Genomic DNA, 26,404 nt, shown 5'->3' on the forward strand with positions numbered 1-26,404 from the left:
TTCGACATATATTGACGAATAAAGATAGCATTTGTTCAATCCGTTATAATCCTTCGTTTGGAGGATAACGCCGCCCCACCGATTCCGAACATGAAATCCCGCATCCTCCTCCAAACGTAGGATATGCACACTTTCCTTTCCGGCTATTTTGGAGATCGTCTAAATGCGGCGTTGAGCTTCGCAGTGTACTCAAGGCTCGGGGAGCACGTCATAATCAGGGAAAACATAACACGAGGAGACCGTTATGAATAAATTACGCGAACTGAAACACATCCTGCGCACTGGCGCATGGAGCACCGTCCTGGCCTTTGGCCTGACGGCACACGCCATTGATGTATACCAAACATCGAGCATGGGCGTAAATAAACATTGGAATATGACCAACTACTGGGACAACGCCGAAACTCCATCTTCCGGAAACGATTATTTCAACGCCACCGGCGGCGACACCCGCACACCGGTCAACGGTGTTGAACCTTCCCCAATCTTTCTCGGCGATTCACTAACAATGACCAACGGCTCCCGTCTTCAGCTGAAGCATAGCGGAGCTGCGACAGTGAACCTGATCCTGCAGGATGGAAGCCGGATCAACAACGGAGGCGGCAGCGGACAATTGGATGGCACCCTCACCGGCTCAGGCGACATCAACATTGATACCACATCCAATAACAACCGACCGATTACCATCGGATCGCTGCTGAAATCAGATAACACCTTCTCTGAGTTCGAAATTACCGGCTCCTACGCAAACAACGTGACGTTTACAAACGCGGCCAATACGTTCACCGGCGTCTTTACGGTTGTAAACGGAGGATTCCTCAAGGGTGCAGGACTTGGACAGGCTTCAGGCTTCAGCATCGGCAGCAATAGCGGCCTCGACTTTGATGCCGACTTCGTCAACACCAATGCCGACATCACCATTACCCCCGGCGGCCTGTTTATTCTCGACCAGGATGTGGAGGTCTACTCGGCCAGCATCTGGGGCATCGTCCTCACGAACGGCACCTACACCGGCGCGCAACTCAAAGCCGATGGCACATTCGGGCTGGCATTTGCCGGCTCTTCCGATACCAGCACCCTGAAGGTGCACTACACCCCGCCGGTGATCGTGGGCGACACCATCTACCAGACCGGAACCATGGGCGTCTCCGACGACTGGAACAGCTCCAACAAATGGGATAACGGCCTGGCCCCCATCTTCAGCAACGACTATGTCAATGCCGGCACGGGCTGGGACACCCGCACGCCGGCCTCCGGCAGCGAAACCTTCGGCGGCAATTCCCTGACCATGACCAATGGCGCACTGCTGGCCATTAAAAACAACGGCCCCTGGACGGTCAACAATCTCAATATATGGGCGGGAAGCGGGATCCGGCTCGCCGGTGGCTACGGCTCATCGCTGGGCGGCTCACTGAACCTTCTGGGAACCGGGTCGATTGATTTCAATGCAGGGAGCTTTGGTAGAATCTGCACGATTTCTTCACTGATCAGCGCCGATGCAACCGTCTCCAACATTGTGGTAAGCATTGGAGAAACCGTACCGACCAATACCGCACATGCCACGCAGGCAGGTTTCATCGTGAACAGTGTTCTCAATGAATTCGACGGACGTTGGATGGTTGAGTCGGGCCTGCTGAAAGGTGAAAACTTCGGCACCGGCAGCTTCCTCGTTACTGACTTCGGTTATCTGGACTTCGATGCCGACTACAGCAACACCGGCGCCGAGCTCACCATCGAGGCCAACCCGACCAACTCTACGCAGAGCGGCATGATCCTGCTCGACCAGAACGTGATCGTCGGCTCCGCCACCATCTGGGGCGAAAGCCTTGCGGACGGCCTCTATTTCGGCGTCGACCTGAAAGCCCACCCGGTCTACGGCGGTGCGTTCGACCCGGCCTCGTCCGATGGTGCCTACCTGCTGGTTGGCTCGACCGCCACAGCCCCCGTCACGCAGATCCTGGATATCGGCTCCGGTGATGCAGAAGGCTGGCTCAACACCAATGTGTGGTCGGACAGTCTGGCTCCTTCGCCCGACAAAGACTATATCAACAACACCTCCGGCATGGCCACCCGTCCGCCGCAGTCATCGGTAGAATCGAGCCCGGTCTTCCTCGGCAGGTCGCTGACGATCGCAGACGGCGCCAAATTCACGACCAAATTCAGCGGCACAGCCACGGTATCCAACTTCAACATGTTTGCCGGTTGCGCTCTTACCTTGGTGAGCGGAACCGCATTGGATGGCAACCTAAACCTGAAAGGCTCCGGAGCCATCAACCTGACTGCCAGCGGCAACAGCCGCAAGCTGACGGTGGAGTCGCTCGTGACTGCCGGCAAAGACATCGACTCGATGGTGCTGACCGTAGCAACGGGTTGGGATACCAACACCGTCGAAAACACCGGCTTCACCTTCAACAACACCAACAACACCTTCACGGGCGTCTGGGATGTTGAGCAAGGAATGTTGCGCGGTGGCGGCCTTGGCCAGAGCAGCTTCGTGATCGGTGAAGAAGGCTATCTCTATCTCGATACGGACTTCTACAACACCAACGGCACCCTGACCATCGAAGCCAACCCGACCAACTCCGCGGTGGGCGGACTGATCCGGCTGGCCCTGGGCAAAAGCATGACGGTCGCCGCTGCCACCCTCTGGGGCGTGGAACTGGCCGACGGCACCTATACCGCCGCCGAGCTCATGGCTCACCCAACCTATGGCGCGGCGATCCATAGCTTGAGCACCGGCTCCCTCACCGTCCAGTCGCCCGCGAAAATTGTTCCGGAGATCGATTATGTCGAATTCGGGATGAGCGGCTCCGACCTGCTCATCGGCTGGGTGGCAACCAACTATGCCACCTACACCGTCCAGGCCGATGCCGATCTCGTCAACCCGCCGGAATGGGATATTACCGTAACCAACATCACGGGCGTCGATGGACAGATCATCATCACCAACGACACCTCGGTGGTGCCAAGCCTGTTCTATCGGGTGATCGGCAACTAAGACGGCGTTTATCCCTTAACACGTTTTAGGAAAAGTCCTCGTCCGCCGGGCGGGGGCTTTTTTATTCACCAGCGCCATATCGACTCGAAAACCATTCATGGTATAAACAATGGATATGTTACGAACTACAGCCATCTGCGCCGGCATTGCTGCCGGGGTTGCCCTGACCGCCGGCATTGTCCAAGCAACGGACAGGGCCGGCAGCGAGGCCAGGCTGCGCTATGGTGTGCAGAAACAATCCCTGACCCGACTCGAACAACGCCTTGCGGCGATCGACGCGGAAATCGGGCAGCTCGCCCACTACAGCCTGCGCGGGGGCGTGGGCCCCGTGGGATACCGCTCGCTCAACCATAAAGAGAAGCATCCGGGCAACGCGGAATGGATCCAGATCGAACTGGGCGAAGAAACGCCCATCGACCAAATCGTGCTCGTACCCTCCATTTGGCGCGACACCAAATCGGGTTTCCGGGCGGATGGCTTTCCTCTGGGGTTCCAAATCCTTGCGGGAACGGGGGCCGACACCAACGGCACCGTAATCGCCACCTACAGCGAAGCAGACCGCTTGCTTCCCCGCATTGCGCCGTTGCTGGTGCCGTGCCGCACCAAGGCCTCCTGGATCCGTGTGGAGGCACACGAGCTTTCGCCCCGCGCATGGGATGGCCAATACAACCTCCAGCTGGCCGAAATCCTGGTGTTCCACGGGCAAGAAAACGTGGCGCTGCACCAAACCGTGAAAACGTCTTCCCATGGCCGGGGAGAAGGCAACTCCAGAAAAGCACGGTTCGCGGTGGATGGTTTCCTGCCGTATCTCATGGACGCCTACCAGGGGGAACAAAGCATCGCCTATGTGAGCAAGCTGGGTATTGGCGATCACCCCATCCTAACCGTCGACCTGGGGCAGCCGTTCCCGCTCAACCGGATTCACCTGCATGCCACCGACCTGAGCGATACCATCCCCCACTCCACCCCCGCCGATTTCGGCATTCCGAATAAGCTCACGGTGGAAGGCGCCAACCTGGCGGACTTTTCGGATGCCGTGCCGTTGCTGGAATACCAGCAGAATTCCGTATTCGACGTGGGGCCGATCATCACATGGCGCTTCCCGGAAAAAGTCTTCCGCCATGTCCGGCTGGTTGTCGACGAGCCCTATACCGGCAGCGAACCCCTCTCCCGCGGGTCGCAGATCGGATTCGCCGAGATCGAACTCTTCTCCAACGGACGGAATGTGGCGCGCGGAAAACAATTCACGGCCAACTTCGAGCCCAGCACGCGCGAGCGCCGTATCGCGGCGCTGACCGACGGCATGAACCTCTATGGGAAAATTCTTCCGACACGCGACTGGCTCGAAGAACTCGCGCGCCGCCACGACCTCGAAGCCGAGCGGCCCATTATCGCGGAAGAATTGAGCCGGCGCTATGCCCAACAGAAAATCAACCTCCACCGCATGGGGTGGCTAGCCGTGCTGCTGGCGGCGGGCATCGTCTGCGTGGTCGTGGTCGACCGCATGATCCGTCAACGGGCCATCTACCGCACCCGCGAACGCATCGCGGCCGACCTGCACGACGAGCTCGGGGCCAACCTGCATGCCATCGGGCTTCTTGGAGGCATCGCCGAATCATCCGTGGATGAGCGCGACGACCTGATCGAAACCGTCCGCCGCATCCGCGCCCTCACCCAGCGCACCGGGGCCGCAACGCGCCTCTGCACCAACATGCTCGAAGCCAACGGCCTCTGCGAAGATCTCGTCGAAGAGATGAAACGGGCCTCCTACCGCCTGCTGGCCGACCTCGAACACCATATTTCCATCGAGGGCGGCGAGCTGCTCGCCCAGATGAAACCGCGCAGGCGCATCGACCTCTTCCTCTTCTACAAGGAATGCCTGACCAACATTATCCGCCACTCCGGTGCGACCCAGGCCACCACACAACTGACGGTCACGGAAAAGCGGATCAAACTGACGATCTGCGACAACGGCCGGGGCATCGACGATATCAACACGAACAAAATCCCGCCATCGCTGAAACGCCGCGCCCGCCTGCTGGGCGCCCAGGTTTCGGCCGAACGCCTTGAACCGGGCGGAACCTGCATCCATCTGAACCTGAAACGGCGGAACTGGATTCCGTTCCCCAAAAACCATTCCTGAGGGACTCCTTATGCAAAAAACAAAAATCATGCTCGTTGAAGACAACGCCGAATACCGCGAAGTCATCAAGTTTGCGCTCAAGCGCTACGACACCATTGAACTCTGCGCACAGTTCGGCACGGCCGAGATTGCCCTGCGCAGCTTCCAGGACATGGCGCAGCGCACGGTGCCCGATGTTGTGTTGCTCGACCTCCGCCTGCCCGGCATGGATGGTCTCGAAGCCCTGCCCCATTTCCGGAAAACCGCGCCCGATGCCAAGGTTGTCATCCTGACCCAGTCCGACAACGAAGCCGATGTGCTCCGCGCCATTTCGCAGGGCGCTTCCGGCTACCTGCTCAAAAGCTGTTCCATGGAAGAGATTGCCGACGGCATCCGGACGGTGATGGAAGGCGGTGCCTCGCTGGATGCGAACGTCGCCAAGTTTATCCTGAATACATTGCAGGCTTGGTTGCCCCGCAACGAGATCGAGGTGGTTCTCACGGAACGGGAACTCGATACCCTGACCCTTCTGAGCGAAGGTCTGGTGAAGAAGGAAATCGCCGACCGGCTCAACATCAGCGTCACAACGGTCGCCACCCATGTGGCCCACATCTACGAAAAGTTCGAAGTGCAGAATGCCCCGGCCGCCATTGCCAAGGCCTTCAAGCTAGGCATCCTGCCCACCTAGTGCGATGAAAAGTATAAAGCTACGTCAATTTTACCAGAGAACTCAGAGGCTCAGAGGATTAGGATGCTCTGTGTCTCCGAGCTCTCTGTGGTAAAAAAATCCGTGTCTTCGGTGTTCATCAGTGGTTCATGTACGTTTCTGGGCTAACGGCCGGAGGCCGAGCTTTGGATCGCCTCCAATCCGGAAAGCGTCTTGTAGCTTCCGTTGGCAATGGCGGTCAGCTTCTTGAACCGGTCCTGATCCTTCTCGCTGATGTGGTCCTTGCGCACGAAATGGATCACGTTGATGGAAAACTTTTCCTTCTTCTGGCTCCGTTTTCCGAGACCGCTGGTCGTCGGAACATTGGATTTGTTGGCCTCCCGATGGCTGGACAGCCCTTCCAGCATCTCCTTCGGCGTGTACCAATACCGCTCCGGCTGCGGGGGATGTTCGGCGCCGGGAAAATAGGCGCTAACGAGCGACCAACCAATGAGCACGCGGGGGGGTTCCCCTTTTTTCCGGCGTTCCTCGTTCTCTTCCTTGAGCTTTTGCTTGGCTTGCTCCTGGAGATCCCTCCACTTGGCCATTTTCGACTCGCTCCACTGCTTGGCGTCCGCCGTTTCGTGGAACTGCCAGCCCCAGCCCTGCGTCAGGATGAACACCGTATCCGCCTGCTGCTCCATCGCCAGCATGGCGGGGGTCGACCAATGGCGGGTGTGCTGAAGCGGCGCGACGGTATATTCCCTGGGCAGGCGGGTGCCCCCGGAACCCAGCGTATGGTTGCCATAGTCCTTATCGCCCATCCCTTTTTTAACGGCGTTGAGCGACCGGATCCATTCATCCACCGCGCCCACGTTCACCGAATTGGCCGGAACCATCTTCGGAAAACGGGAAACGGCCGATCCATTGTCGAAGACCGCAATATTGAACAGCACGGTCGGGCTGAGCCCGCCCAGGATATTGACCAACTCCTCCTTGATGACGGTATAGGCCGGGATACCGCCGATTTCGTCGTACATCATCCAGGCGGTGGAATCGAGGATGACGAAGATTTTTTCGCCTTTGCTCTTCACCCCGAAAATCTCGATTTCGGGCATGGAAAAGCCCACGCCGCCCCCCCCGCCGAGGCCGTCGCCGACGCCCCCGCCAATGCCGCCCTTCACGCCCGTGATTTCCGGCATCTTGATGTCCGGCATGTTTTGGTTGAGCTTGGGCTGCACCACGATCCGCTTGCGCAACTTGGGTTTCTGCGTCTTCTTTTTCTTAATGTTAACCGGCACCTGCAGCTTTTTCATGGGCATCCGCGGGCGGTTGACGTTCTTGGTCTCAAATTTTTGTTCCTCTTTCGTGATGACGGTTACCGCCACGAAAGAGAGCGCCACGACCAACAGGATGGCGTGGATACCCAAACTGACCAGTGCCGCGCTTGATTTCGCGTGCTGGGCAAAAAAACGTTTCTTTTGTGAACCCGACATCCTGCTCCTTATTTCAAAACCGAATAATGTACAGCTCCATGGAACCACCGTCCATGAATTTCAACCACTCGATATTTAACCACGTGGAAAAAACCGTTCCATCGTGCATTTGGGGGATGCGGCAAGGGTTCCGTTGCCGGCCCGGGCTCAGTTTTCGATCAGGCGTTGCACATCGGCGTCATAAAGCTTGCGGTCTTTGCGCAGGGCTTCGCGGTAGGCGGCCTCGACGGAGCGATACTGTTCATAGCGCTCCGTCCGGTGCCGGTCGTTTTCCGAGGCCACAAAGCCGGGCATATCCGCGCGCGGGGTCTGCCTGAGCGCGTTTTCCCCCTCTTCGATAATCGCCAGCGCCTCCTTGTATTCGTCCGATCCTTTTTCGAGCGCCGATAGGCAGGGGCTGATTTCCGGCCGGTCGAAGCTGACCATGGTGCCCGGATGGTTGCGGTGGCTCGTTAGCGCCTTGACATCCAGCCCGCAAAGCTCGGCCAGGCGGTTGAGCTGCTTGACCGTGATCGGGCTGCGGCCGGTCGGATGATCCGGATAGGCGCAGTCGTAGGTGGGATAGTAGATTCCATTCAGGTCCATCCAGGTGTAGAGGCTCAGCTTTTCGGCATCGGACAGCTTTGCCTTGCCGTGCCCGTTGAGGGTCTTGCTCAACTTGCTGGCATACGTCCCCCAGGCCTTGGCCGGATAAATTTCGGCCTGCCCGCCGCCCGCCACCGCAACCAGCTTCTTGCGATGCAGGTCGGTGTAGGAGGCATTGAAGGCCAGCCCCTTGTCGCCCGCCAGAATGACGGCCTCGGCGCCTTTTTTGCCGTAGTCGTGGCATTTGACGCAATGCTTGTCGAAGACGGGCTGCGCATCGGCCAGATAATTGAACATGCGTCCGGCGGCGTAGCCTTTGCCCATGGGGGAGGCCGGGCGCTTGAGCGCCTGCAACCCGAGGGCGGAGGCGGGCGGGGTTTCCACGCGGTCTTCATGGCAACCGACGCACCCCTGCATTTCGCCCGATTGGATCATCGTGCCCGACCGCATCGACTGGATCATTTTTCCATCCTTATCCAGCAATTGGAAATAGACGAACGTGTCGGAGGGCACCTCGAAATAGGCCGACCCATCCGCTTCCACCGGCACGGTTCCAAGAATGCCCTTGCTCTCGAAGCTATGCCAGTTCATGGCGGGGGCCTGGGTGCCCTGCCCGCCCCACCGTTGCTGGGTCCACGACCGTTTTTCCGGGGTCGTAACGACCCGGAGCCATTTCACCTCGCCGCGTTCAACCCCTTCCATATGCGTGCCTTCATAGACATCCTGCACATAGAAGGTTCCGTTCCTGTTTTCAAAATCGCGTTGGTCGGGCTTTGCATTTTCGCTTTTCCGGGGGCGTATCGGCATGGGGTCGTAGCAACCAAACCCGTCCGCCTCCTCATGGACCAGCACTTCGTTGCCGAAGGTGTCGATCAGGTAGATGCCGGTTCGCTCGTCGTTGCCCTGGATGGTGCGCGCGCAGAGGAAATATTTCCCGGCCCCGGCCAACGTCTCCGGCTCCGCCAGCGGGAAGGGGTCTTCGTAGCGGGGGCGCACCTTCTTGAAGGTGTCGAAGTTTCCTACGCCGATCAGCTCGCGGGCGGAGGCCGGCCAGATGTGCTCCACCGCCGCCGCGCCGTCCACGCCTTTGTTGCGGTCGAGGATGGCCAGCGCCCCCCACGGGCGGTCGTGGCAGGAACCGAAGATGGAAATCACATTCTGGGTGCCCGGAATCTGGCGTGCATCAATCACGCCGCCCGGCGATGGCGTGTTGTTGCCGTAGAAGATCGCGTGCATCGTCCCGTCGGGATTGACCACCCACAGCCCCTGCGCATCGCCAAAGTTGCGGTCGACGTATTCCCAGCGGTCGTAGAGGATGCGGCCGTCGGCCATCACGGTGCTGTGCCCCTCGAACAGGGTGCTTTTTCCGATCTGGTGGATATTGGCGCCGTCGCCGTCCATGCGGTAGAGGTTGGCCATGATGTGCCGGTTGCACATGCAGAACTTGGGCTCGCGGGAGGAGCTGAAGATAATCTTCCCGTCGGGCAGGTAGACCGGATCGATATCCGAAACCCCCGCCAGCGAGGTCAGCTGCCTCAGGCCGGAACCATCGATGTTGGTTTCGTAGATGTGGTAGTCGTCGTCCTTGCTTTTGCGCATGGAGAAGATGACTTTCCGGCCGTCGTGGGAAAGTTCCGGATCGCGGGCAATCCCGGTGGCCCCGGCATCCACCAGCGTGGCCGTCGTTCCGGTTTTCAGGTTCAGCACCTTGATTTTACCGGGCGGGTCGAACTTGGCCTCGTTGATCTCCCCCTTCTGGAAAAGGGTCGCCGTATTGTGATGGTCCGCTTTGTATTGCCTGCGCACCACATACAACAGCTGCGCCTCCCGCACCAGCGGATTGGCCAGCAGCGCCTCGCGCTGGATCGCCTCCAACTGCGCTTCGTCCGCACGCTCCAGTTGCTTGAGATAGTTTCGCCCGTCCGGATAGGCTTGGCCAAAGGTGGCCATTAGATCCTCGATGGCCGCGCAAACCGCCGCGCGGTCCGCCTTCATTTCCGGCACCGGGATTTCGGGCCTCTTCTTCGCGGCCGACGCGCCCAGCGCAACCACCAGCACACCTAATGCAATCATCCGTGTTTTCACATTTCTCTCCGTTTAATGCCAGATTTCGCCTTGGACTGCATCGCCGGGAACATCCAGCAGCTGGATGCTCGAGGCCGTAACCAGCGCATCAAAATCCTGATACGTCCAGACCACTTGCTTTTCGGGCGTCACCTCGATGATGTGCGCCGACTTGCGCGCCTTGCCGTGCCCGAGCCAGTTGGTCAGCACCGTGTTGCCGTTGGGCAGCCGTTGCAGGCCGGTCGCGAAATAGAGGGTAATGCCGGGCAACTCATCCTGGTCGAGCTTCCAAACAACCTTACCCGCCGGATCCACCTCCATCACCTTGTTTTTCGTATCCTTGTCGCCGCAGGCAATCAACGTGTTTCCATTGGGCAGGCGGACCGCGCTGTGCGGGCATCCCGATGCGGGGATCTCGCGCAGCACCGTGCCGTCGGGGTCGTATTCCACCACCTTTTTCCCGCCATAGAGCGCCACCAGATAGTTTCCGTTGGGCAGCTTGCGGGCATTGCGCATGAACGCATGCCCACCTTTGCCTTTGGGCTTCTTTTTGCCTTTCCCCGCGGCCGGTTCCGGCAGATGGGCCAGCAGCTCGATCTTCTTGACGATCTTTCCCGAGGGATCGACCTCGATCAGGTTGCCGTCCGAACATTCCCCGATGAAGGTGTTGCCGTTCGGCAGGCGCTGGCAGGCATACACCTCGCCCTTCGACTTGTATTCAAAAACGACCTCTTTTTCGGGAGTCACTTCCTGGACGCCGGTGCCGGTATTGAAGAGCAGGTTTCCATTGGGCAGCATCCAGATATCGTTGACGGTGCCGGTCGGGTATTCCCACTCCACCTTGCCGTCGGTTCCGACAATGCACACCTTGTGCCCCGAATAGTCCGCCACGGCAAAGCGATGCCCTTTGCCCGACTGCACCGGATCGCTTTTCCAGTCCACCCCGCCGAACGCCGCCGCGGCAACTGCCGCCAGAACCCCTGCCAACCATTTCCTATTCATAACCCACTCCTGCTTTCCTATTCCTTTAAATAGCCCAACCGTTCCGAAATACGCAAGGCCGCCGTTTTAACGAGCGGCCCGCATTCCCCGAACTTTTCGCCCGGAATCACCACGCTAGCCCCGCTGATCCACATCGCCGCCACCGGATGGTTCGTGTAGTCGAAGATGGGGGCGCCGACGCAATGGATGCCATCGAACTCCTCGGCATGGTCGAGCGCATAGCCCTGCGCCCTCACCCGGTCCAGCTCCTCGCGGAACGCCTTGCGCGTGGTGATCGTGTTCGGCGTGAACTGCTTGAACTGGATTTTCTTCATGCGCACGGCGGCCTCCTCTTCCGGGAGGAAGGCCAGGATGGCTTTGCCAGGGGCGCTGCAATACAGCTTGAAACGCGCCCCGGGATCGATCGTCAGTTTGAACGGGAAACCGCCCGGCATCTGCTCCAGCACCATGCCGCCGCCATTGTGCAGCACCCCAAGGAACACGGAGGATTCCGTGGCGTCCCGCAGGTCGCGCATGACATCGACCGACTGCTCCACGATGTTTTCATCGGTGACGGCCCGGAGACCGTAGGAGAGGAATTTCTTGGTCAGCCGGAACCGCTGCGATTCGGCACTACGGGAAATGTAGCCCATGTCCAGCAACGTCGTGGTGATGCGGAAAATCGAGTTTTTCGGATAGCCGAGCCGATCCGTCAGCTCAGAGAGCGAAGCCCCGTCGCGCCCGCATCCGGCCAGATGCTCCACAACCTCCAAGGCCCTTTTCAAGGCCGGCACGTGATATCGTTCATTCATCCGGAAATTCCCTGCGAAAACCCACACGCTAGCTGGTTTGCCTCCAGAAAACGAGCATAGCAACCGTTGTATTCCCCCGTTGTCGAAGGGGCTTTCCGGTCTGTCACCTCATGAACGGCATCCAGCGGCGAAAAATCGGCCCACAGCCCGGATCCGACCGCCGCCAGCGCCGCGGCGCCCAGCGCCGCCGCCTGCTGGTCGATATTGGTCCGGACCATGGTTTTGCCGTAGATGTCGGCATACAGCTGCATCCAGTCGTCGTTGCGGCTCCCGCCGCCAACCGCTAGCATTTCCTCTCCGACGGAGGTCACCGATTCCAGCGCATCCAGCGCCCGTTTCAAGCCGAAGCAGATGCCTTCGAGCACCGCGCGAACCAGGTCCGCGCGCGTCGTGCCCAGCGAGAGGTTCAAGAAACCGCCGCGCACCGCCGGCGATTCGTCGAGCGACGATCCGCCCGCCAGATGCGGCACGAAAACCACGCCGTTCGCGCCGGGCGGCGCGGTTTGCGCCTCGGCGATCAGCGCATCGTAATCCATCTCCGGGCAGAGGGTTTCCTTGAGCCAGCGGAGCGAGGAACCGGCGGAAAAAATGGCGGTTGCCGAAGCAAACATGCCCGGCACCACATGGGTGAAAACATACGGGCGCGTTGCCGGATCCAGCACCGGTTCGGCGGAAGAAACCGCGATCCAGCTCGACGAACCCATCGCGTTGTAGCAGGCCCCTTCCCGGAAGGCCATGGCACCGAGCGCCATGCAGGAGTTGTCGACGCCGCCCGCCACCACCTTCACCGACTCCGGCAAGCCGAGCTCCGCCGCCGCTGCGGCGGTCAGCGTGCCCAGCACCTCCGTGGATGGAACAATCTTCGGGAACAGTTCCGGCGAGAGTCCGCTCGCGGCAATCAGCCTGGCGGAATAGCGCCAGCCCTTCAGGTCGTAGACGCCGCTGCCGGAGGCATACGAATAGTCCGTTGCCACCACGCCGGTCATCTTGAAGTTGATGTAGTCCTTGGTGCCGATCACCGTGTGGATTTTGGCGAAGGTTTCCGGCTCGTTGTCGCGTAGCCACATGATTTTGAAAACCGTATAGAGCGCCGGCGGAAAGCCGTTGCCCGTGAGCATGTACCACTCCTCCTCGGATACATGCCCGAAAAATTCCGGCACCTGGGAATTTGGGCGCGAATCCGACCAGATCGGAACCTGGTCGCGCAGCAGGGTTCCGTCCGCATCCAGCGGCACCAGCCCCAAACTGTGCCCGGAAACGCCGATCGCCGCAACCGCGGCCTTCTCCAACGGATAGGCCTCGAACAGTTTCCGTGTGCTCTCCACCACCGACTGCCACCAATCCGCCGGACGCTGCTCGTGCCAGCCGTCCTGCGGATATAGCGTTTCATACGATTCAAAACCGCTGGCCAGGCATTCGCCCGCCGCATCGTAGAGCGAGGCCTTCGTGCCGCCCGTCCCAAAATCATATGCGATGATATACTGATCCATTAAATAGCTCTACAAGCAGGTATAGCCGCCATCCACAACCAGGTCCGAGCCGGTTGTCCATTGCGACGCATCGCTGGCCAGATAGACATAGGCACCGATCAAATCCTCGGGGCTTCCAATCCGGCCCATCGGGGTTTTCTCCGTCCAGCCCGGCAGATAGTCGGTCATCGACGCCACCAGTTCCGTACCGATATAACCGGGGCTGATGCAGTTCACGCGGACATTGTGGGGCGCCCACTCCACGGCCAGCGCCTTGGTCAGGTGCTTCACCCCCGCCTTGGAGGCGCAGTAGTTGGCGATCTTCTGGGGCACGTTGATGATGGACGAGGACATGGAGGCGGTGCTGATGATGGAGCCGCTTTTCTGCTGGAGCATCACCTTGCCCGCCGCGCGGGCCGTCAGGAAAACCCCGTTGAGATTCACATCGATCACCTGGAGCCAGTCTTCATAGGAAATATCCTCGGCGTTGTTGAGGTTGGCAATGCCGGCATTGTTGACCGCAATATCCAAACCGCCGAATTCGCCGACGACCGTCCGGACCATGTCGTCGACCTGCCCCGGATTGGTGACATCCGTTTTCACGGCCAGCGCCTTCACGCCTTTTTCCCGGAGCTCGGAGCAGGTCTGCTCCGCCTTCTCCATATCCAGGTCGACAATCGCGACGTTGGCGCCGAAATCCGCATACGCCAAGGCAATGGCTTTGCCGATCCCCTGCGCTCCGCCTGTGATGAATGCATTCTTGCCCGTCAGATCAAACAGCTTGATGCCCATAACGTATTCCTTTCCTAAACGTTTCCTATTCCTTGGTGTATTCCGGATACTGCGCCAGCACTTCGGCGTCGAACCTAAAATCATCGACGACAACATGGCCCCAGCCGTCCGTGGATTTATCTGCGATCTTGATATACATCTTCTTGCCGGTATAAGGCTCCAGGTTCCAACTCGCCTTTTGCATGGTCTGGCTATTCACGCCTTGCGCCCGTTCGACCTCTTTTCCATCCTCGGCGCATAGGGCGGCATAGGTCATAGCGCCTTTTCCGCCGCCAATCCGGAACGTCATTTTTCCGCCCTTGGGAATAAACAACGGCGAGACCACGACGCCGGTCTGCGCATCCATTCCCCTGTCCGCATCTGCCGCAGGTTCAAGCGTGGTCAGGTAATACTCGCCCTGCTTGTTGTATGCCTCGCCGTTCCGAAAAAATTCGGCACGGTTGCCAATGGGATGCCCAAAATGGCCTTCAACCACGTTCCAGGGTTCCAACACGCCCGATTCAAAATCGAACGATGCGTTTTTATCACTCGGCGATGCAGCGATTTTGGGTGCGGCGCCTGCCATTGAAGCCGTTTTCTTTTTGGCCGGAGCCGGCTTGGGGGGAGCGTAGCCGGCAAGCAACTCCTTCATCTGCTGCACCACTTCGGGATATTGGTTGTAGAGGTTGGTGGTTTGGCGCACGTCCGCGTCCAGATCGTAGAGCTGGGCGGGTGGCGCATCTTTCTTGATCCGCCCGTTTTCGATATCGCTGTTCACACTTCCGACAAAGGAAGCACACACCGCCCCTCCGGCGCCATGCGAACCGGGACCGCCCCGGAACCCGCCCTCGCCTTGCGTCGGGATATACATCCACTTCCCTTTGCGAACAGCAAGATGGGAGGGCCTATGGGGGGAAAGCAGAAGCGTATCGCGCAGCGGGGCTGCCGGTTCTTCCAGTAGCGCGGGCAGGACATTCACACTGTCCGCAAGCTGTTCCTTTTCCACCGTCTGCTCCGTGAGCGCGGCGAAGGTCGCCAGCATATCCACATTGCAGATCAATTGATCCGACGTGGTGCCCGGCTCGATCCGGCCCGGCCATTTGGCAATGAACGGAACCCGGTGCCCGCCTTCCCATGCACCAAACTTGAACCCGAGCAGATCGCCGTTTTGACGATGGCCGTCCGCGAAGGCGGCCTGGCCGCCATGGTTGAACATGCCGCCGTTGTCGCTGGTGAAAAGAATCAGCGTATTCTCCGCAACGCCTTGCTCTTCCAACGCCTTCACGACCTCGCCGACCATCCAGTCCAGCTCGTGGATGAAGTCGCCATAAAGCCCGCACTGGCTGGTGCCCTGGAAACGGGGCGCCGGCGTGAACGGGTGGTGGATGTTCGTGGTCGCCAGGTAGACGAAGAACGGTTTGTCCTTGCGTTCCCTGATCCAACCGGTCGCCTTCCGGGCCAGGGTCGTCCCGATGGCATAGTCGTTGTAGCGTCCATGCGCCTCCGCCCCGCCGCCAAAAAAGTTGGAGCTTCTCTGGCCGGCCTCAGGCGGCAAGGGGGTTATGGGTGTCGGGGCTTCCTTGGATTTTCTTCCCAGATAAACGAGCGGGTCGTCCGGAACCAGACCGACAACACGATCGTTCTCCACAAACACATAGGGACTGCAGCTGTTTACAACCGGAACACCAAAATAGTAGTCGAAGCCCAGATCCAGCGGACCGGGGCGCAACGGCTTGCTCCAGTCAACATTGCCCAGCCCGAACCCGAGGTGCCATTTGCCGAAGCAGGAGGTCTCATACCCCTTCTGTTTCAGGAGACTGGCGATCGTCATCTTTTCGACATCGATCAGCAGCTTGCTGGTCGGGCTGCACGGCCCCCAGATCTTCTTGCGGGATGGGTATTCCCCCGTAAGCAGCCCATAGCGCGAGGGCGTGCAAACCGCCGATGCCGAATGGGCATCGGTGAACCGGCGACCCTGCGCGGCAAGCTGATCGATGTTCGGCGTCTGCACCTTGGTCGCGCCGTAGCACCCCAGATCGCCATAGCCAAGGTCGTCGGCAAAGATCAGAACAATGTTGGGTTGTTGCCCAGCGAAAGTAGCTAGCCCCGTTGCCAACCCAACCACCAAAACACAACGCTTCGAAATATTCATATCAATACGCTCCCCTGTTGCCTTCACTGGGAACACCGGCTTCCAGCTCATTTAGAATCGAGACCGCCGTGCGCACCCCGATCCCGAAACGGGTTACGCCGAGCTCGACCATTTCCAGGAGGGTTGCGAGATCCCGCACACCGCCGGCGGCCTTCACCTGGCAACGGTCGCCAACCGTCTTTTTCATCAGCGCCGTGTTGGCCAGCGTGGCGCCGGTTTCCGCCCAGCCCGTGCCCGTTTTCACAAAACGAACGCCGCAGTCCGCGGCAATCTGACACCCCTTCACCAGTTCCCCGTCCGTCAGGTGGTGGCATTCCATGATCACCTTGACCGGCAACCCGTCCGCCGCATCCACCACGGCGGAGATATCCGCCGCCACGCGGTCGAACGCGCCCGCCTTGAGCCACGGGATGTTGATGACCATGTCCAACTCGTTGCAGCCCATTTCGCGCAGCTCGATGGCTTCGGCCACCTTTCCGGCGGTTGTTGCGCCACCGTCCGGGAAACCGACGGTGCCGCCAACGAGGATGTCGTCGCGGTCGGCCACGAGGTCGATCAGCAGCGGCGTGTGCGCCGGAAGCGCAAACACGCAAATGCAGCCATACCTTTTGGCGGTTTCGGCCATCTCGCGGATTTCATCCAGCGAGCTGTCGGCACGCACGCAGCTCAGATCGATCATCCGGGCAATTTCTTTTGCTGATAAGCTCATGGCGATTCCTTTTGATCGGCGATTCCGGGAAGGGCAAAAAACTCCCCGGGGGGCATGTCGTTGCCAGACCTTGAATTTTATATTTAAAACACTGTTTTTATATACAAACCCCGGTTCTCCCCGGCAATGATAAAGGTCCGTTACTTTCCGGTCGGGTTGAACTGCGCCGGCGTCATCCAGTGCAGGTCTTCCCAATAGTCCGTGTCGTTCGGCTGCGCCGCACCGGGGGTGGTGCGCCCGCGGGCAATGATTCCATTGATTTTTTGAGTCAAGAGCTGGACGGTTTCCGGATGTGCGGCGGCGATGTTTTTCGCCTCCGCCCGGTCCGTTGAAAGGTCGTAGAGTTCCACATCCTTTTTCCCATTGGAAAGAACCAGCTTCCAGTCGCCCTCGGTGATGGCATAGCGATACTCCCCCCCGTTGCCGTGCGTAATCAGCGGCAGACGATCGTAATCCGCACCGGGATCGAGCAGCACCGTAGCGAAGCTTTGGCTGTCCTCCCCGGCAGTCGCCGGAAGTTCCGCACCAATCAGCTCGGCAAACGTCGCCATCAGGTCCACCTGCCCCACGGCCTTGTTCCACCGCCTTCCCGGCGCGGCAATCCCTGCGGGCCAGCGCACCAGGAACGGCACGCGATGGCCGCCTTCGTAGACCGACCGCTTCCCTTCCTTCAATGCGCCCCGGCTGTCGTGGCCAAACTCCTCGAGCCGCCCCTTCCACGATTTTTCGGGGCCGTTGTCGCTGGTGAAAACAATCAGGGTGTTTTCGTCGAGCCCAGCCGTTTCGAGGAACGCGAGGATGCGCCCCACATGATGATCCGTTTCGATCACAAACTCGCCATATGCCCCCGCCTGGCCTTTGCCGTGGAATTCGGGCAGCGGGCAGACCGGATAGTGCGGCGAGGTGTAGGGCAGATAGAGGAAGAACGGCTTGCCGCCCTTCGCATCGGCGGCCTTGCCGCCCATCCACTCGATGGCCTTGTCGGTGAAGCGCGTCAGGCACTGGTTATCGATGAAGTCCGGCGCGATCTCAAAATTCGTTTTAACCGTGCGCGTTGGATCCTTGGATTTGCCGGGGCTGGTCTCGTAGGGCGGCATGATGCGGTAATCCATATGCCGGGGATTTTTCTTTTTGTTGGAATAGACCGTGGGCGGCACCTTGGCATAGCGCCCTTCGAACCAGGCCAGAATGCCATAGTTCAACGATGCGGGAATGCCGTAGAAATAATCGAACCCCTTGTCCAACGGCATATCCTGAACCGGTTGCGACCAGTCGCGGTCATCCGGCGTCCCCGGAAAATCCATCCCCAGGTGCCACTTTCCCACCATCGCGGTGTGGTAGCCACGCTCCTTGAACAGGTTGGCCAGCGTCATCCGGCCATCGGCAATCAGGCACTCCCCTTCCGCGCCCATCACGCTGCGCTTGCGGGTGGTGCGCCACGGATAGCGGCCGGTCAACAGGCCGTAGCGCGAGGGGGTGCAGACCGAATCCGGGCTGTGGCCGCGCGTGAACGCAATCCCTTCGTTCGCCAGACGATCCATGTTCGGCGTCTGGAATTTTGCCTCCGGATTAAGCGCGCCAACGTCGCCGTATCCCTGGTCGTCGGTATAGATCACGATCACATTCGGCAAGTCCGCCGCCTGAACCGATGCGGCCAGGCCGAGAATCCATCCAACGGCCAACCCGTTCATTTTTCGTTTCATATCATCTGCCTTCATCGCAATGCTCCATTTAGCCCATCATTCAACCTACAGTGCTTCAACTTCCGTAAAATAGGCTCCGCCCGCCTTCCCCTTCGCATCGTAGAGGAAGGTGACCAGCTCGGTCGGCCCGGCGGGAAGGTCGAGCTCAAAGACGACGCCTTTGCTGCCCGGCTCGACCGCGCACTCCTTTTCCAACCCGGCGATTTGCACCTTGGCGCGCACCGCCTCGACCTCGGAGCCCGCCTCCTTGGGCAGCTGGCGAAGCGTCAGGCGGTAGCGGCCGGACGTCTTCACATCGACGTGCCAAGGGCCCGTCACGCGCGGCCGCTTCTTGATGCTCGAAAAATTCCAGGGTGGATTCCCCTTGGGCATATACCAATCCTGCGAACAGAGCACCGTCGGATTCCCGGCAGGGTTTCCGAGGTCGATGCAAACAGGCGTCAGCCTGGGTTCGACGGAGTTCCAGTAGGGTTCATACAGCCCCCGCAACCGGGCCACCACTTCCGGATGCCCGGCGGCGACATCGTTGCGCTGGGCCGGATCCGCCTCAATGTCGTAGAGCTCGCGGCCATCGAGCAGGCGCCAGCGTTCCGTCATGACATACGAATCCGTCAGGGCCTCCGGAGCATGCGCAAAGAACGCGCCCCCATGATACTGCATCACGAGGTGGTCGCGGTTCCACGGGGCATGGCCATCCCGCAAAAGGGGGCGCAGCGACAATCCGTCCGAACGGTACGAGGCGGGGAGTGCAACCCCGCACAAGTCCGCGAGGGTTGGTAGCACATCGAAATGTGCGGCCAGGTTCGGAATATCGCGCCCGCCCTCCAGCCCGCCCGCCGGCCAGTGGATGAAAAACGGAACCCGGTGGCCGCCTTCGTAGATCGATGATTTCTTTCCGCGCATCCCCGCGTTGTAGCCCGACAAGGCCTCGGAGGTCAGCCCCTTGAACTTGCCGCCGGCGGCCGTTCCATTGTCGGTCATGAAGATCAGGATGGTGTTTTCCGTAAGCTCCAGCGCATCCAGCCGTTCACGCAGCAATCCCAGGTTATGGTCGAAATTTGCGATCATACCGTAAAAGTTGGCGAACGGCGCCCATGCCGGATCGTTCTGATAGGGCGCCGCCCACTCCTTCGCGACCCGATAGGGACCATGCGGCGCATTGGGCGCCAAATACAGGAAAAAGGGTTTCGACGCCGGCCCGGAAGCGTTTTCTTCAATGAACCGCAACCCCTCCCGGAAAAACACATCGGTGCAATAGCCCTCGAACGCTTCGAACGTTCCGTTCCGCTCGAACGTGTCGTCGAAATAATCGTTGCCCCAGTAATCCGACGCCTGCCCGATGCCGCCGCAGCGGTGCCAGACCACATCCTGAAAGCCGCGGTCTTGCGGCCGATGCGGCGCATTGTCGCCCAGGTGCCACTTGCCGACCATGCCGGTGGCATAGCCACTGTCCGAGAAAAAGTCGGCAATGGTTTTCTCGTCCGTATGCAGCATCGTCCGCCCGCTGCTCGTGCGGTACGCCCCGTTACGCCCCGGATCACGCCCCGTCATCAGCGCACCGCGGGTCGGCGTGCAGAACGAACTCACATGGAAATCGGAAAAGCGCACCGCCTCGTCATGGAGCCGGTCGATATTCGGCGTCTTGAGCACCGGGTTGCCGTGGCATCCCATATCCCCGTAGCCCTGGTCGTCCGTCATGATTAAAACCACATTCGGCCGGGCCGCCCCTAGCGCGGCGCAAACGAGCAGCAGCATGGCCCAAAAAGGTTTCCAACGGTTGGAAAAAACGACCGATCGCTTTCCGGTGGCAGGGAAAACCCTTGAAGGCGCCCCCTCCCGGAACGGGATTTTTTTCTGATGCATGGCACTCTCCATGGTGGAAATATCTTCTATTTTCAACCGTTGCGCCATCCCTTTTATGAGGGATGCCAAGAGCCATGGGAAAGTGGAGCGGGAGACCGGACTCGAACCGGCGACGAATTGCTTGGGAATCCGGCACCGAACCTCAATTTTTATAACATATAACCAATATATACACCCCTTATTTCCACTTTGTTTCCATTTCACCCTTGTTTCTCAATCACAGCCATCCTATATATCCAATTGTAATCAAACAGCAAAATGGGATTGGCATCATGGGCTTAGTAATGCGGAAAACTTCAAAATGGTGGTATGGACGTTACAAAGTTGATGGCCGGGAATACGTAAAGAATTTACGCGTTGAGATTCGCGGCACTCGACCAGTATCGTTAAAAGATTCAGGTAGCGTGCATTTCGAGAATTCGCGAGGTGAAGCCCAAGCAGCCTTAGACAAACTTCTCGATGTTGTTCATTCGAGCAAAAGCGAGACCCAGTTAGCCGAGGCCATTTACGAAGCAAGGTCTGGGCAGAAGCTTAAAAGATATGCCGTCAAAGATATTACACAAATCTGGATCGATAAACCCAGGAAGAAGCCTCCGTCCGAACAACACAGCAAACAGGTTACCTCCAGACTTAATCGCCTGGTAAGTTATTTGAACACCCACTACCCCAAAATATCCCGAGTTGACCAGCTTCGCCCTATTCACATTCAGGCTTTTCTCGACAACTTGGAACAAAGTGGTGTGACAGCCGAAACATGGAACAAGTACTTGGTTCCGATCAAGACCGCATTGAAACGTGCAGGTGTTCCCGCTGCACGTGAAATACTTCAAAAAGAAACTGATACTGTCTCCCGCCACCCCTTTACGGTCGAAGAACTCCAGGCAATTTTTGAAGCTGCGAAGAAAACCGAACCCTTGATTTACACTTTGTCTGTCACTGCAGCCTGCACTGCTATGCGAAAAAAGGATTGCTGTTTCTTACAGTGGGACAATGTTGATCTCGACGAAGGATTCATCACTGTAAAGACCAGCAAGACTGGTCAGGTTGTTGATATTCCTTTGGCCGATATTTTGCGCGATGAGATATTGAAACAACAGGGCAAACACCCTGAATACGTTTTTCCGGAAGCCGCCCAACTGTACCAAACAAATGCCAACGGAATTTCATATCGTTTCAAAAAGGTACTTGAAGTTGCAGGCTTCGACACCGGAAAGAATCGATCTCATACTGAACTCAAGAACGATCAATGCTCTTTGGAGGAATTACAACAAGCCATTGAGGTTTCATTTTCCGGCCAAAAGAAAAAACGCGTAAAATCCGTCGTATCGGTCTATTTAACAGGTATGGGCATTAAGCCTACCGCCAAAGCTACTGGATTCAGCCCTAGTACTGTTTCGTCCTACCTAAACGAATTGGAATCAGCAACCGGGAAAGCCATAATCCGAGGAAAAAGGCGCCCAATGGAAAAGATTCCAAAACCAACCAGAGGTGCGATGCGCACTAAACGTGAAAACGGCTTGAATAAAGCTTCCTTAAGAGACTTCCACTCATTCCGCACCACTTTTGTCACTCTTGCATTAATGCGAGGCATGCCTCTGGATATTGTCAGGAAGATAACCGGCCACCAAACCGCTGACATCGTGATGAAGCATTATTTCCGGCCTCAACGAGAACAGTTGCGCAACGCCATGCAGAATTCTATGCCCGGCCTGTTGACATGTTCTACCCGTCAACTCAAAACACCAATTGATCAGGCTATAGAAATTCTTCGCACCTTAGACCTAAATGTCAGCCAAAATGATCTCCAGGCAAAGATCGACAAGGCACTAAACCTCCTACAAGGCGTTTCAGTGTAATATATACGACCATTGAGTAATAGTCCCGATATGATCTGAAAGATTCCGCTCCGAGATCGGCTTATTGCCAGCGAAGTATTTTCAAGCCAACAACCTCTTCACAACTCAAGGCATTACAGGCTTTCTTTACCGAGTGAAGAGCCAGATGTAATGATTTCAATTGCTGACAAAGGAATTCGCACAGCACCTCGAATATGCCGGCGTGGCAATTCTCCATCCCGCAGCATACGATCAAGGGTGGGCAGAGATATGGAAAGCGTTTTGGCGGCCTCTTTTCTGGTGAGTAATTGCTCTGGTGCATTTGGCTCCGGTTTAAAGCAGAGAGCATTTTCGAGTTTGGCAGGGGTAAGATCGGGGGCATATGGTCGCAGCATGGCGATGACTGCTTCCGCGATGGGATGGGGTATTGGAATATTCTGCATATTCGATCTCCTATTGTTTCATAAATTCCAATCTTGTCCCATTTTTTGGTTAATGCTCTCTAACCGTGGGTGCATTCCTGGTAGTTCGCAAGGCTGAAAAATCCGGGGGGCATCGTATAGTGATAAGCTCACTATTGGTATGAAGCGAGCAGTTGCTTCGCATGAAGTCTGGCATTGCCACGTGGGCATCGCCCGTAATACGGATGGGTAGCTGCGCAGTATTTCCACATTGGACGACAAGGCGGAAGGTCATTGGCGCAGAAACGTTGGTAACATTGTTTTCAAGCGCACCGTTGTTCCCACAGCCTGTCAGCACGACCAACATAATCATAAGCAAACCAAGTATAGTTCTCATATCTCTCACCTCAGATTTTTTAAAAGGCACCGGGCTTTATAAGTGCTTCGGTTAGAGGCAGGCCGAACAGATTGAAGGATCAATCAGTTCGAATCTTTTACCTGAAAAAATCGAGCTGTTTGACGAAAACGTCTGGTTGTGGAGTTCACTGCAAAGGGTAAAAGCGAATTACGTAGGGTCTTAATCCAAGTTTGTTATCATAAATTATGCCGGTGTCTACAGTAACTTCAAGGCCTTCCAGTTCTTTTCCATCAAAGTTATCCAGATCGCGGAACCATCCGATTTGCCTTAAGAACTGTTTGATGGGGGCTTGTGGTCCAGAAATGTTATCCATCGGAATAGCTCCGAAAAGTTCAGTCTTGAAGCCGTTGGTTTTTCTTTCCACACGAAGTGTGAAATTCAGGCACCGATGCTTCCTAAGAACCCCGCTGCGTTGGTTGAAGGTCGGTAAATGAACGACATCGCTTTGTATAAATTGGGCTCGGTATCTATTAGGCGTTAGGATTTTCATAGACAATATCCCTCCCGTTCCTTGAACCTCTTGATTAATGAGATCACACGATTAACTATAGACAAAGCGCATCCCTCTTGTTGGATCATTTGACGCGCCTGTTGATGTCTTGGACACTCGGAATTGCAGGTGTAAATTTCTCGGCAAATATCAAATGGTTCATATCTATCCCAAGGTGCGGCTGCAACGATTGATTTCAGAAAGGTTTTTAAGTCACTGGCAAGATTACATAATACCACCTCGCGTGTATCCCTGCCTGAATCCAACGATAATTCCTCATGTAAAATATGTTGCATACACGAACTTCTCTGAGCTGAAGAATATGATGTTTTCTTTCTGGCATAGTATTCGCTATATGCTTGCGGTTTACTTCTTGTTCGATTCATTAGATCGGCAAGAAGTTGACCGTTTCGGCTTATTGGACAATAGTGATGATATGTTTTGAAATGCACAGATTTATTTGCGCCGACGCGACTCCACCGTGTAGAGATTTGCCCTGCAACAACTATATCATCAAAAACAGCCACTAAATCCTCAAATGATTCCTCCCCTCCGTTGCTTGATTCGGCAGTATTATCAGGTCTGCTTGAATTTTCTGTTTTGGCATGAAACAATTTTTCGTCAATATACTCCCATGGGAGCGGCATCGGATCTACAAAATCATATCCAGGACACCTACCATTGTAATCAAGTGATACCAGTCCTGCAGAAACCACTCCATGGTTATTGCAATACAATGAAACCTGAGCCTGTTTTTCTACAGGTGTCCAATCATCGTGGCTATATTCTTCGTGAAGTTCATTGATATCCATTACACATCTCCTGTCATCTGCTGCAACTATCCCACAGCATCTGATGTGCAGCACTTGATAGTAGATTCGAGAACTCGATTTCATTTGTCCCAAAAAGTATTTGGAGCAAGGCAGAAGAAGGCGGATACTACTTCCCTGGAGGTTTGACATGACGAAAAGTATAGCAAAACGAATGATAGCGGATCTTAAGCAATGGTTCGTGATAAATTATCCAGATGAGGACAAATATCAGATATTGCTGAGAACGCTTAAATATGGAGGTTCTGATGATGAAGCATTTATTCATCCTTTCCCCCTGTATTCTGAGACGGACAATGCAAAGCCAAGCAGGGATCTGATAGATGAAATGCAAGAACAGATGGATAATACTACATGTCCATTGAGAACCTCCGTTCGCTTGTTGCATGAGGATGGTCTGGGATTTGTAGTTTTAGGGACGGAAGCCGTTGACATGATCCTTAGACACAACGGGCTTTCTAATTGCCTACGGAAAGTTTATCTGACATTCGACAAGAATAAGTACGCCAAAGGAGATATCGCTCATTTTAGCCAAGGAGACATTCTTACGCTTGAGGCAAGATCACCGCTCAAGGGATACATGCATCTATTCCATATTGATACGAACCGTATTTTATCACCCATCTATCCTGGCGAAGGAGAGATTAGTTCTTTGCAGGTAAGTCAGAATTTCCCTCAAGTATTAACTGATAAAATCAACTCACGCGTGAAGGCCGAAAGTCGGGGGGTTATCCCCACACCACTAAAATTCTATAATGTAGATACAGGCAGGGCTCGCATAGTTGCAGTTGTTTTGAAAGAGCAAGTACCGATGACCTGTTCCCACCTTAAGCAGCGCCTGCCACTTCCCAAGCTATACTCACACGAACTCAAGTACAAAGTCGGCTTAGACCATGTAAATTCGAGTAATGACTTTCTCAGTCTAGAGTTGGATCAAATCGCAATTGGTACATTGGATTATTACTACGAAGGCTAGCATCTTGCGGGCTGTTTTCTGCATATATAAAAACTGCCCGACGCGATAATTTCTACACCATCATTTGACAATCCATGCTAAGGGTAGCCCCTCATCTCATCTGGTAAGCGGGACAAATATCCCCCTATTAGAGAGGTGTGGGCATGTGGTTTGACGATGACAGCCAAAATGACTGGACTGATGATCGAGATGATTATAAAAATTCCAACAAGGAAGATAACGCAAATGATATGCTCGACAAAGCTCGGGAGATTGTAGCCGAGTTTTATTCATCCGGAGTATTTAATGAGCATGCGGAAAACAAGAGGCATGATGAAAACAATGAATATCGCACCTCCAGCGAAAACAGAATGTCCGAGCAAATTCTGCAACTAGAAAAAATACTCGAAGAGTATGATCAGGCCTATTCTGACCCGTACAGAGATTTTGTGGAACTGGATGTATATGTCAGCCGCATCAAACTGATTGTCGAGTCCCTTAATGAGTACCGCTCAAAGCTGGATTACTACGAACGCAAAGAGCGTAAAATCCATGACCTCTACGATTCCGGCAAGATATCTGCCCAGGAAATGGATGACCGCCTGACGGAAACTGGATTCAGGAAGCAACGGGCAGGCACCAGAACCGAAATGGCAGGGCTTGGGATGACCTATGATGATCTTGGCGAGATCAGCGACCGATTCAATCACTTGGCCATCGACTTCCAAATTGATGACGATGGCGACACCCGACACAAGATATACCTATTGTTGAGATCCTTAGACCGTGAAAAGGCCATCTATCTTCTGGAGCAAGCCGTGATGGATGGAATGATCTCGCAGTCAACCGCCGGCTATCTGATGGAGCATGCCCTGCGTGGAAGCTGAGGGAGGATCCTTAAAACCGGCGGATGATTGAAGCCAGCAATGAGAGGACAATGCTCAGCAAGAGACAGCTCACAATGGGCAGTGCCACATAGAGGTTTTCTTTCCTGATCTCGATATCCCCCGGCAGGCTACCAAACCAAGGGATAAATCGTTTGCAGATGAGGAATGCAACGAAGAACACGATCCAGAATGCTATATGCCTACCATTCATTTCCTT

The 26,404-nt window shown here is 56.3% G+C and carries 20 protein-coding genes; 6 read left to right on the forward strand and 14 right to left on the reverse strand.

What is annotated here, in order from left to right:
* Nucleotides 1–244 precede the first annotated feature (244 nt).
* The 3 genes from E9954_RS11955 (at nucleotide 245) to E9954_RS11965 (ending at nucleotide 5,808) form a co-directional block, all read left to right on the forward strand.
* The gene (locus E9954_RS11955; RefSeq protein WP_136079396.1) at nucleotides 245–2,998 is read left to right on the forward strand and encodes a hypothetical protein; all 2,754 of its coding nucleotides are present in this window, start codon (nucleotides 245–247) and stop codon (nucleotides 2,996–2,998) included.
* A gap of 109 nt (nucleotides 2,999–3,107) precedes the next feature.
* A complete protein-coding gene (locus E9954_RS11960) occupies nucleotides 3,108–5,141 on the forward strand; it encodes a histidine kinase (RefSeq protein ID WP_222847161.1) in 2,034 nt (677 codons plus the stop codon).
* A gap of 10 nt (nucleotides 5,142–5,151) precedes the next feature.
* On the forward strand, nucleotides 5,152–5,808 hold the full coding sequence (locus E9954_RS11965) for a response regulator transcription factor (RefSeq protein ID WP_136079397.1): 657 nt from the start codon (nucleotides 5,152–5,154) through the stop codon (nucleotides 5,806–5,808).
* Between the two features lie 143 nt (nucleotides 5,809–5,951).
* Here E9954_RS11965 and E9954_RS11970 read toward each other — a convergent pair whose 3' ends face one another.
* The 10 genes from E9954_RS11970 to E9954_RS12015 form a co-directional block, all read right to left on the reverse strand.
* Nucleotides 5,952–7,262 carry a vWA domain-containing protein gene (locus tag E9954_RS11970; RefSeq protein WP_136079398.1) on the reverse strand — a complete coding sequence of 437 codons (1,311 nt, stop codon included), beginning with the start codon at nucleotides 7,260–7,262 and terminating at the stop codon, nucleotides 5,952–5,954.
* A 147-nt stretch (nucleotides 7,263–7,409) separates the two neighbouring features.
* Nucleotides 7,410–9,932, reverse strand: a complete 2,523-nt coding sequence (locus tag E9954_RS11975) for an HzsA-related protein (RefSeq protein ID WP_136079399.1) — start codon at nucleotides 9,930–9,932, stop codon at nucleotides 7,410–7,412.
* Between the two features lie 12 nt (nucleotides 9,933–9,944).
* The gene (locus E9954_RS11980; protein WP_136079400.1) at nucleotides 9,945–10,913 is read right to left on the reverse strand and encodes a beta-propeller domain-containing protein; all 969 of its coding nucleotides are present in this window, start codon (nucleotides 10,911–10,913) and stop codon (nucleotides 9,945–9,947) included.
* Between the two features lie 17 nt (nucleotides 10,914–10,930).
* On the reverse strand, nucleotides 10,931–11,704 hold the full coding sequence (locus E9954_RS11985; RefSeq protein ID WP_136079401.1) for an IclR family transcriptional regulator: 774 nt from the start codon (nucleotides 11,702–11,704) through the stop codon (nucleotides 10,931–10,933).
* Nucleotides 11,701–13,194 (reverse strand): xylulokinase, encoded by a 1,494-nt coding sequence (locus E9954_RS11990; RefSeq protein ID WP_136079402.1) that lies wholly within the window; start codon nucleotides 13,192–13,194, stop codon nucleotides 11,701–11,703. Before E9954_RS11990 ends, E9954_RS11985 begins: the two co-directional genes overlap by 4 nt.
* A gap of 9 nt (nucleotides 13,195–13,203) precedes the next feature.
* Nucleotides 13,204–13,965 carry an SDR family oxidoreductase gene (locus tag E9954_RS11995; RefSeq protein WP_136079403.1) on the reverse strand — a complete coding sequence of 254 codons (762 nt, stop codon included), beginning with the start codon at nucleotides 13,963–13,965 and terminating at the stop codon, nucleotides 13,204–13,206.
* Between the two features lie 25 nt (nucleotides 13,966–13,990).
* The gene (locus tag E9954_RS12000) at nucleotides 13,991–16,096 is read right to left on the reverse strand and encodes a sulfatase family protein (RefSeq protein WP_136079404.1); all 2,106 of its coding nucleotides are present in this window, start codon (nucleotides 16,094–16,096) and stop codon (nucleotides 13,991–13,993) included.
* A 1-nt stretch (nucleotide 16,097) separates the two neighbouring features.
* On the reverse strand, nucleotides 16,098–16,805 hold the full coding sequence (deoC, locus tag E9954_RS12005) for a deoxyribose-phosphate aldolase (RefSeq protein WP_136079405.1): 708 nt from the start codon (nucleotides 16,803–16,805) through the stop codon (nucleotides 16,098–16,100).
* Nucleotides 16,806–16,945: 140 nt separating this feature from the next.
* Nucleotides 16,946–18,508 (reverse strand): sulfatase family protein, encoded by a 1,563-nt coding sequence (locus tag E9954_RS12010; RefSeq protein WP_222847162.1) that lies wholly within the window; start codon nucleotides 18,506–18,508, stop codon nucleotides 16,946–16,948.
* Between the two features lie 45 nt (nucleotides 18,509–18,553).
* Complete coding sequence (locus E9954_RS12015; RefSeq protein WP_222847163.1) at nucleotides 18,554–20,371, reverse strand: arylsulfatase; 1,818 nt, start codon at nucleotides 20,369–20,371, stop codon at nucleotides 18,554–18,556.
* 272 nt (nucleotides 20,372–20,643) lie between these two features.
* On the opposite strand from E9954_RS12015, the gene E9954_RS12020 reads away from it, so the two are divergent.
* Nucleotides 20,644–22,227 carry a tyrosine-type recombinase/integrase gene (locus E9954_RS12020; protein WP_136079407.1) on the forward strand — a complete coding sequence of 528 codons (1,584 nt, stop codon included), beginning with the start codon at nucleotides 20,644–20,646 and terminating at the stop codon, nucleotides 22,225–22,227.
* A 113-nt stretch (nucleotides 22,228–22,340) separates the two neighbouring features.
* On the opposite strand, the gene E9954_RS12025 is transcribed toward E9954_RS12020, so the two are convergent.
* The 3 genes from E9954_RS12025 to E9954_RS12035 all read right to left on the reverse strand — a co-directional run bounded on the left by E9954_RS12025 (nucleotide 22,341) and on the right by E9954_RS12035 (nucleotide 24,327).
* Complete coding sequence (locus E9954_RS12025) at nucleotides 22,341–22,649, reverse strand: helix-turn-helix domain-containing protein (protein WP_136079408.1); 309 nt, start codon at nucleotides 22,647–22,649, stop codon at nucleotides 22,341–22,343.
* A 500-nt stretch (nucleotides 22,650–23,149) separates the two neighbouring features.
* Nucleotides 23,150–23,515, reverse strand: coding sequence for a hypothetical protein (locus tag E9954_RS12030; RefSeq protein WP_136079409.1), 366 nt, complete (start codon nucleotides 23,513–23,515; stop codon nucleotides 23,150–23,152).
* Nucleotides 23,512–24,327, reverse strand: coding sequence for a hypothetical protein (locus E9954_RS12035; RefSeq protein WP_136079410.1), 816 nt, complete (start codon nucleotides 24,325–24,327; stop codon nucleotides 23,512–23,514). Before E9954_RS12035 ends, E9954_RS12030 begins: the two co-directional genes overlap by 4 nt.
* 148 nt (nucleotides 24,328–24,475) lie before the next feature.
* Here E9954_RS12035 and E9954_RS12040 point away from each other — a divergent pair, with 148 nt between their 5' ends.
* Complete coding sequence (locus E9954_RS12040; protein WP_136079411.1) at nucleotides 24,476–25,321, forward strand: hypothetical protein; 846 nt, start codon at nucleotides 24,476–24,478, stop codon at nucleotides 25,319–25,321.
* A 143-nt stretch (nucleotides 25,322–25,464) separates the two neighbouring features.
* A complete protein-coding gene (locus E9954_RS12045) occupies nucleotides 25,465–26,187 on the forward strand; it encodes a hypothetical protein (RefSeq protein WP_136079412.1) in 723 nt (240 codons plus the stop codon).
* Between the two features lie 10 nt (nucleotides 26,188–26,197).
* On the opposite strand, the gene E9954_RS12050 is transcribed toward E9954_RS12045, so the two are convergent.
* On the reverse strand, nucleotides 26,198–26,398 hold the full coding sequence (locus E9954_RS12050) for a DUF2905 family protein (RefSeq protein WP_136079413.1): 201 nt from the start codon (nucleotides 26,396–26,398) through the stop codon (nucleotides 26,198–26,200).
* Nucleotides 26,399–26,404: the final 6 nt, after the last annotated feature.

Source organism: Pontiella desulfatans (assembly GCF_900890425.1).
Lineage (GTDB): Bacteria > Verrucomicrobiota > Kiritimatiellia > Kiritimatiellales > Pontiellaceae > Pontiella > Pontiella desulfatans.

Bases quoted from the DNA above. Each gene is read 5' to 3' on its own strand.
- E9954_RS11985 (WP_136079401.1), bottom strand. From the start codon at position 11,704: ATGAATGAACGATATCACGTGCCGGCCTTGAAAAGGGCCTTGGAGGTT.
- E9954_RS11980 (WP_136079400.1), bottom strand. From the start codon at position 10,913: ATGAATAGGAAATGGTTGGCAGGGGTTCTGGCGGCAGTTGCCGCGGCG.
- E9954_RS11960 (WP_222847161.1), top strand. From the start codon at position 3,108: ATGGATATGTTACGAACTACAGCCATCTGCGCCGGCATTGCTGCCGGG.
- E9954_RS11970 (WP_136079398.1), bottom strand. From the start codon at position 7,262: ATGTCGGGTTCACAAAAGAAACGTTTTTTTGCCCAGCACGCGAAATCA.
- E9954_RS11995 (WP_136079403.1), bottom strand. From the start codon at position 13,965: ATGGGCATCAAGCTGTTTGATCTGACGGGCAAGAATGCATTCATCACA.
- E9954_RS12010 (WP_222847162.1), bottom strand. From the start codon at position 18,508: ATGAAACGAAAAATGAACGGGTTGGCCGTTGGATGGATTCTCGGCCTG.
- E9954_RS12000 (WP_136079404.1), bottom strand. From the start codon at position 16,096: ATGAATATTTCGAAGCGTTGTGTTTTGGTGGTTGGGTTGGCAACGGGG.
- E9954_RS11965 (WP_136079397.1), top strand. From the start codon at position 5,152: ATGCAAAAAACAAAAATCATGCTCGTTGAAGACAACGCCGAATACCGC.
- E9954_RS11990 (WP_136079402.1), bottom strand. From the start codon at position 13,194: ATGGATCAGTATATCATCGCATATGATTTTGGGACGGGCGGCACGAAG.
- deoC (WP_136079405.1), bottom strand. From the start codon at position 16,805: ATGAGCTTATCAGCAAAAGAAATTGCCCGGATGATCGATCTGAGCTGC.
- E9954_RS12050 (WP_136079413.1), bottom strand. From the start codon at position 26,398: ATGAATGGTAGGCATATAGCATTCTGGATCGTGTTCTTCGTTGCATTC.
- E9954_RS12035 (WP_136079410.1), bottom strand. From the start codon at position 24,327: ATGGATATCAATGAACTTCACGAAGAATATAGCCACGATGATTGGACA.
- E9954_RS11955 (WP_136079396.1), top strand. From the start codon at position 245: ATGAATAAATTACGCGAACTGAAACACATCCTGCGCACTGGCGCATGG.
- E9954_RS12025 (WP_136079408.1), bottom strand. From the start codon at position 22,649: ATGCAGAATATTCCAATACCCCATCCCATCGCGGAAGCAGTCATCGCC.
- E9954_RS12015 (WP_222847163.1), bottom strand. From the start codon at position 20,371: ATGCATCAGAAAAAAATCCCGTTCCGGGAGGGGGCGCCTTCAAGGGTT.
- E9954_RS12040 (WP_136079411.1), top strand. From the start codon at position 24,476: ATGACGAAAAGTATAGCAAAACGAATGATAGCGGATCTTAAGCAATGG.
- E9954_RS12030 (WP_136079409.1), bottom strand. From the start codon at position 23,515: ATGAAAATCCTAACGCCTAATAGATACCGAGCCCAATTTATACAAAGC.
- E9954_RS12020 (WP_136079407.1), top strand. From the start codon at position 20,644: ATGGGCTTAGTAATGCGGAAAACTTCAAAATGGTGGTATGGACGTTAC.
- E9954_RS12045 (WP_136079412.1), top strand. From the start codon at position 25,465: ATGTGGTTTGACGATGACAGCCAAAATGACTGGACTGATGATCGAGAT.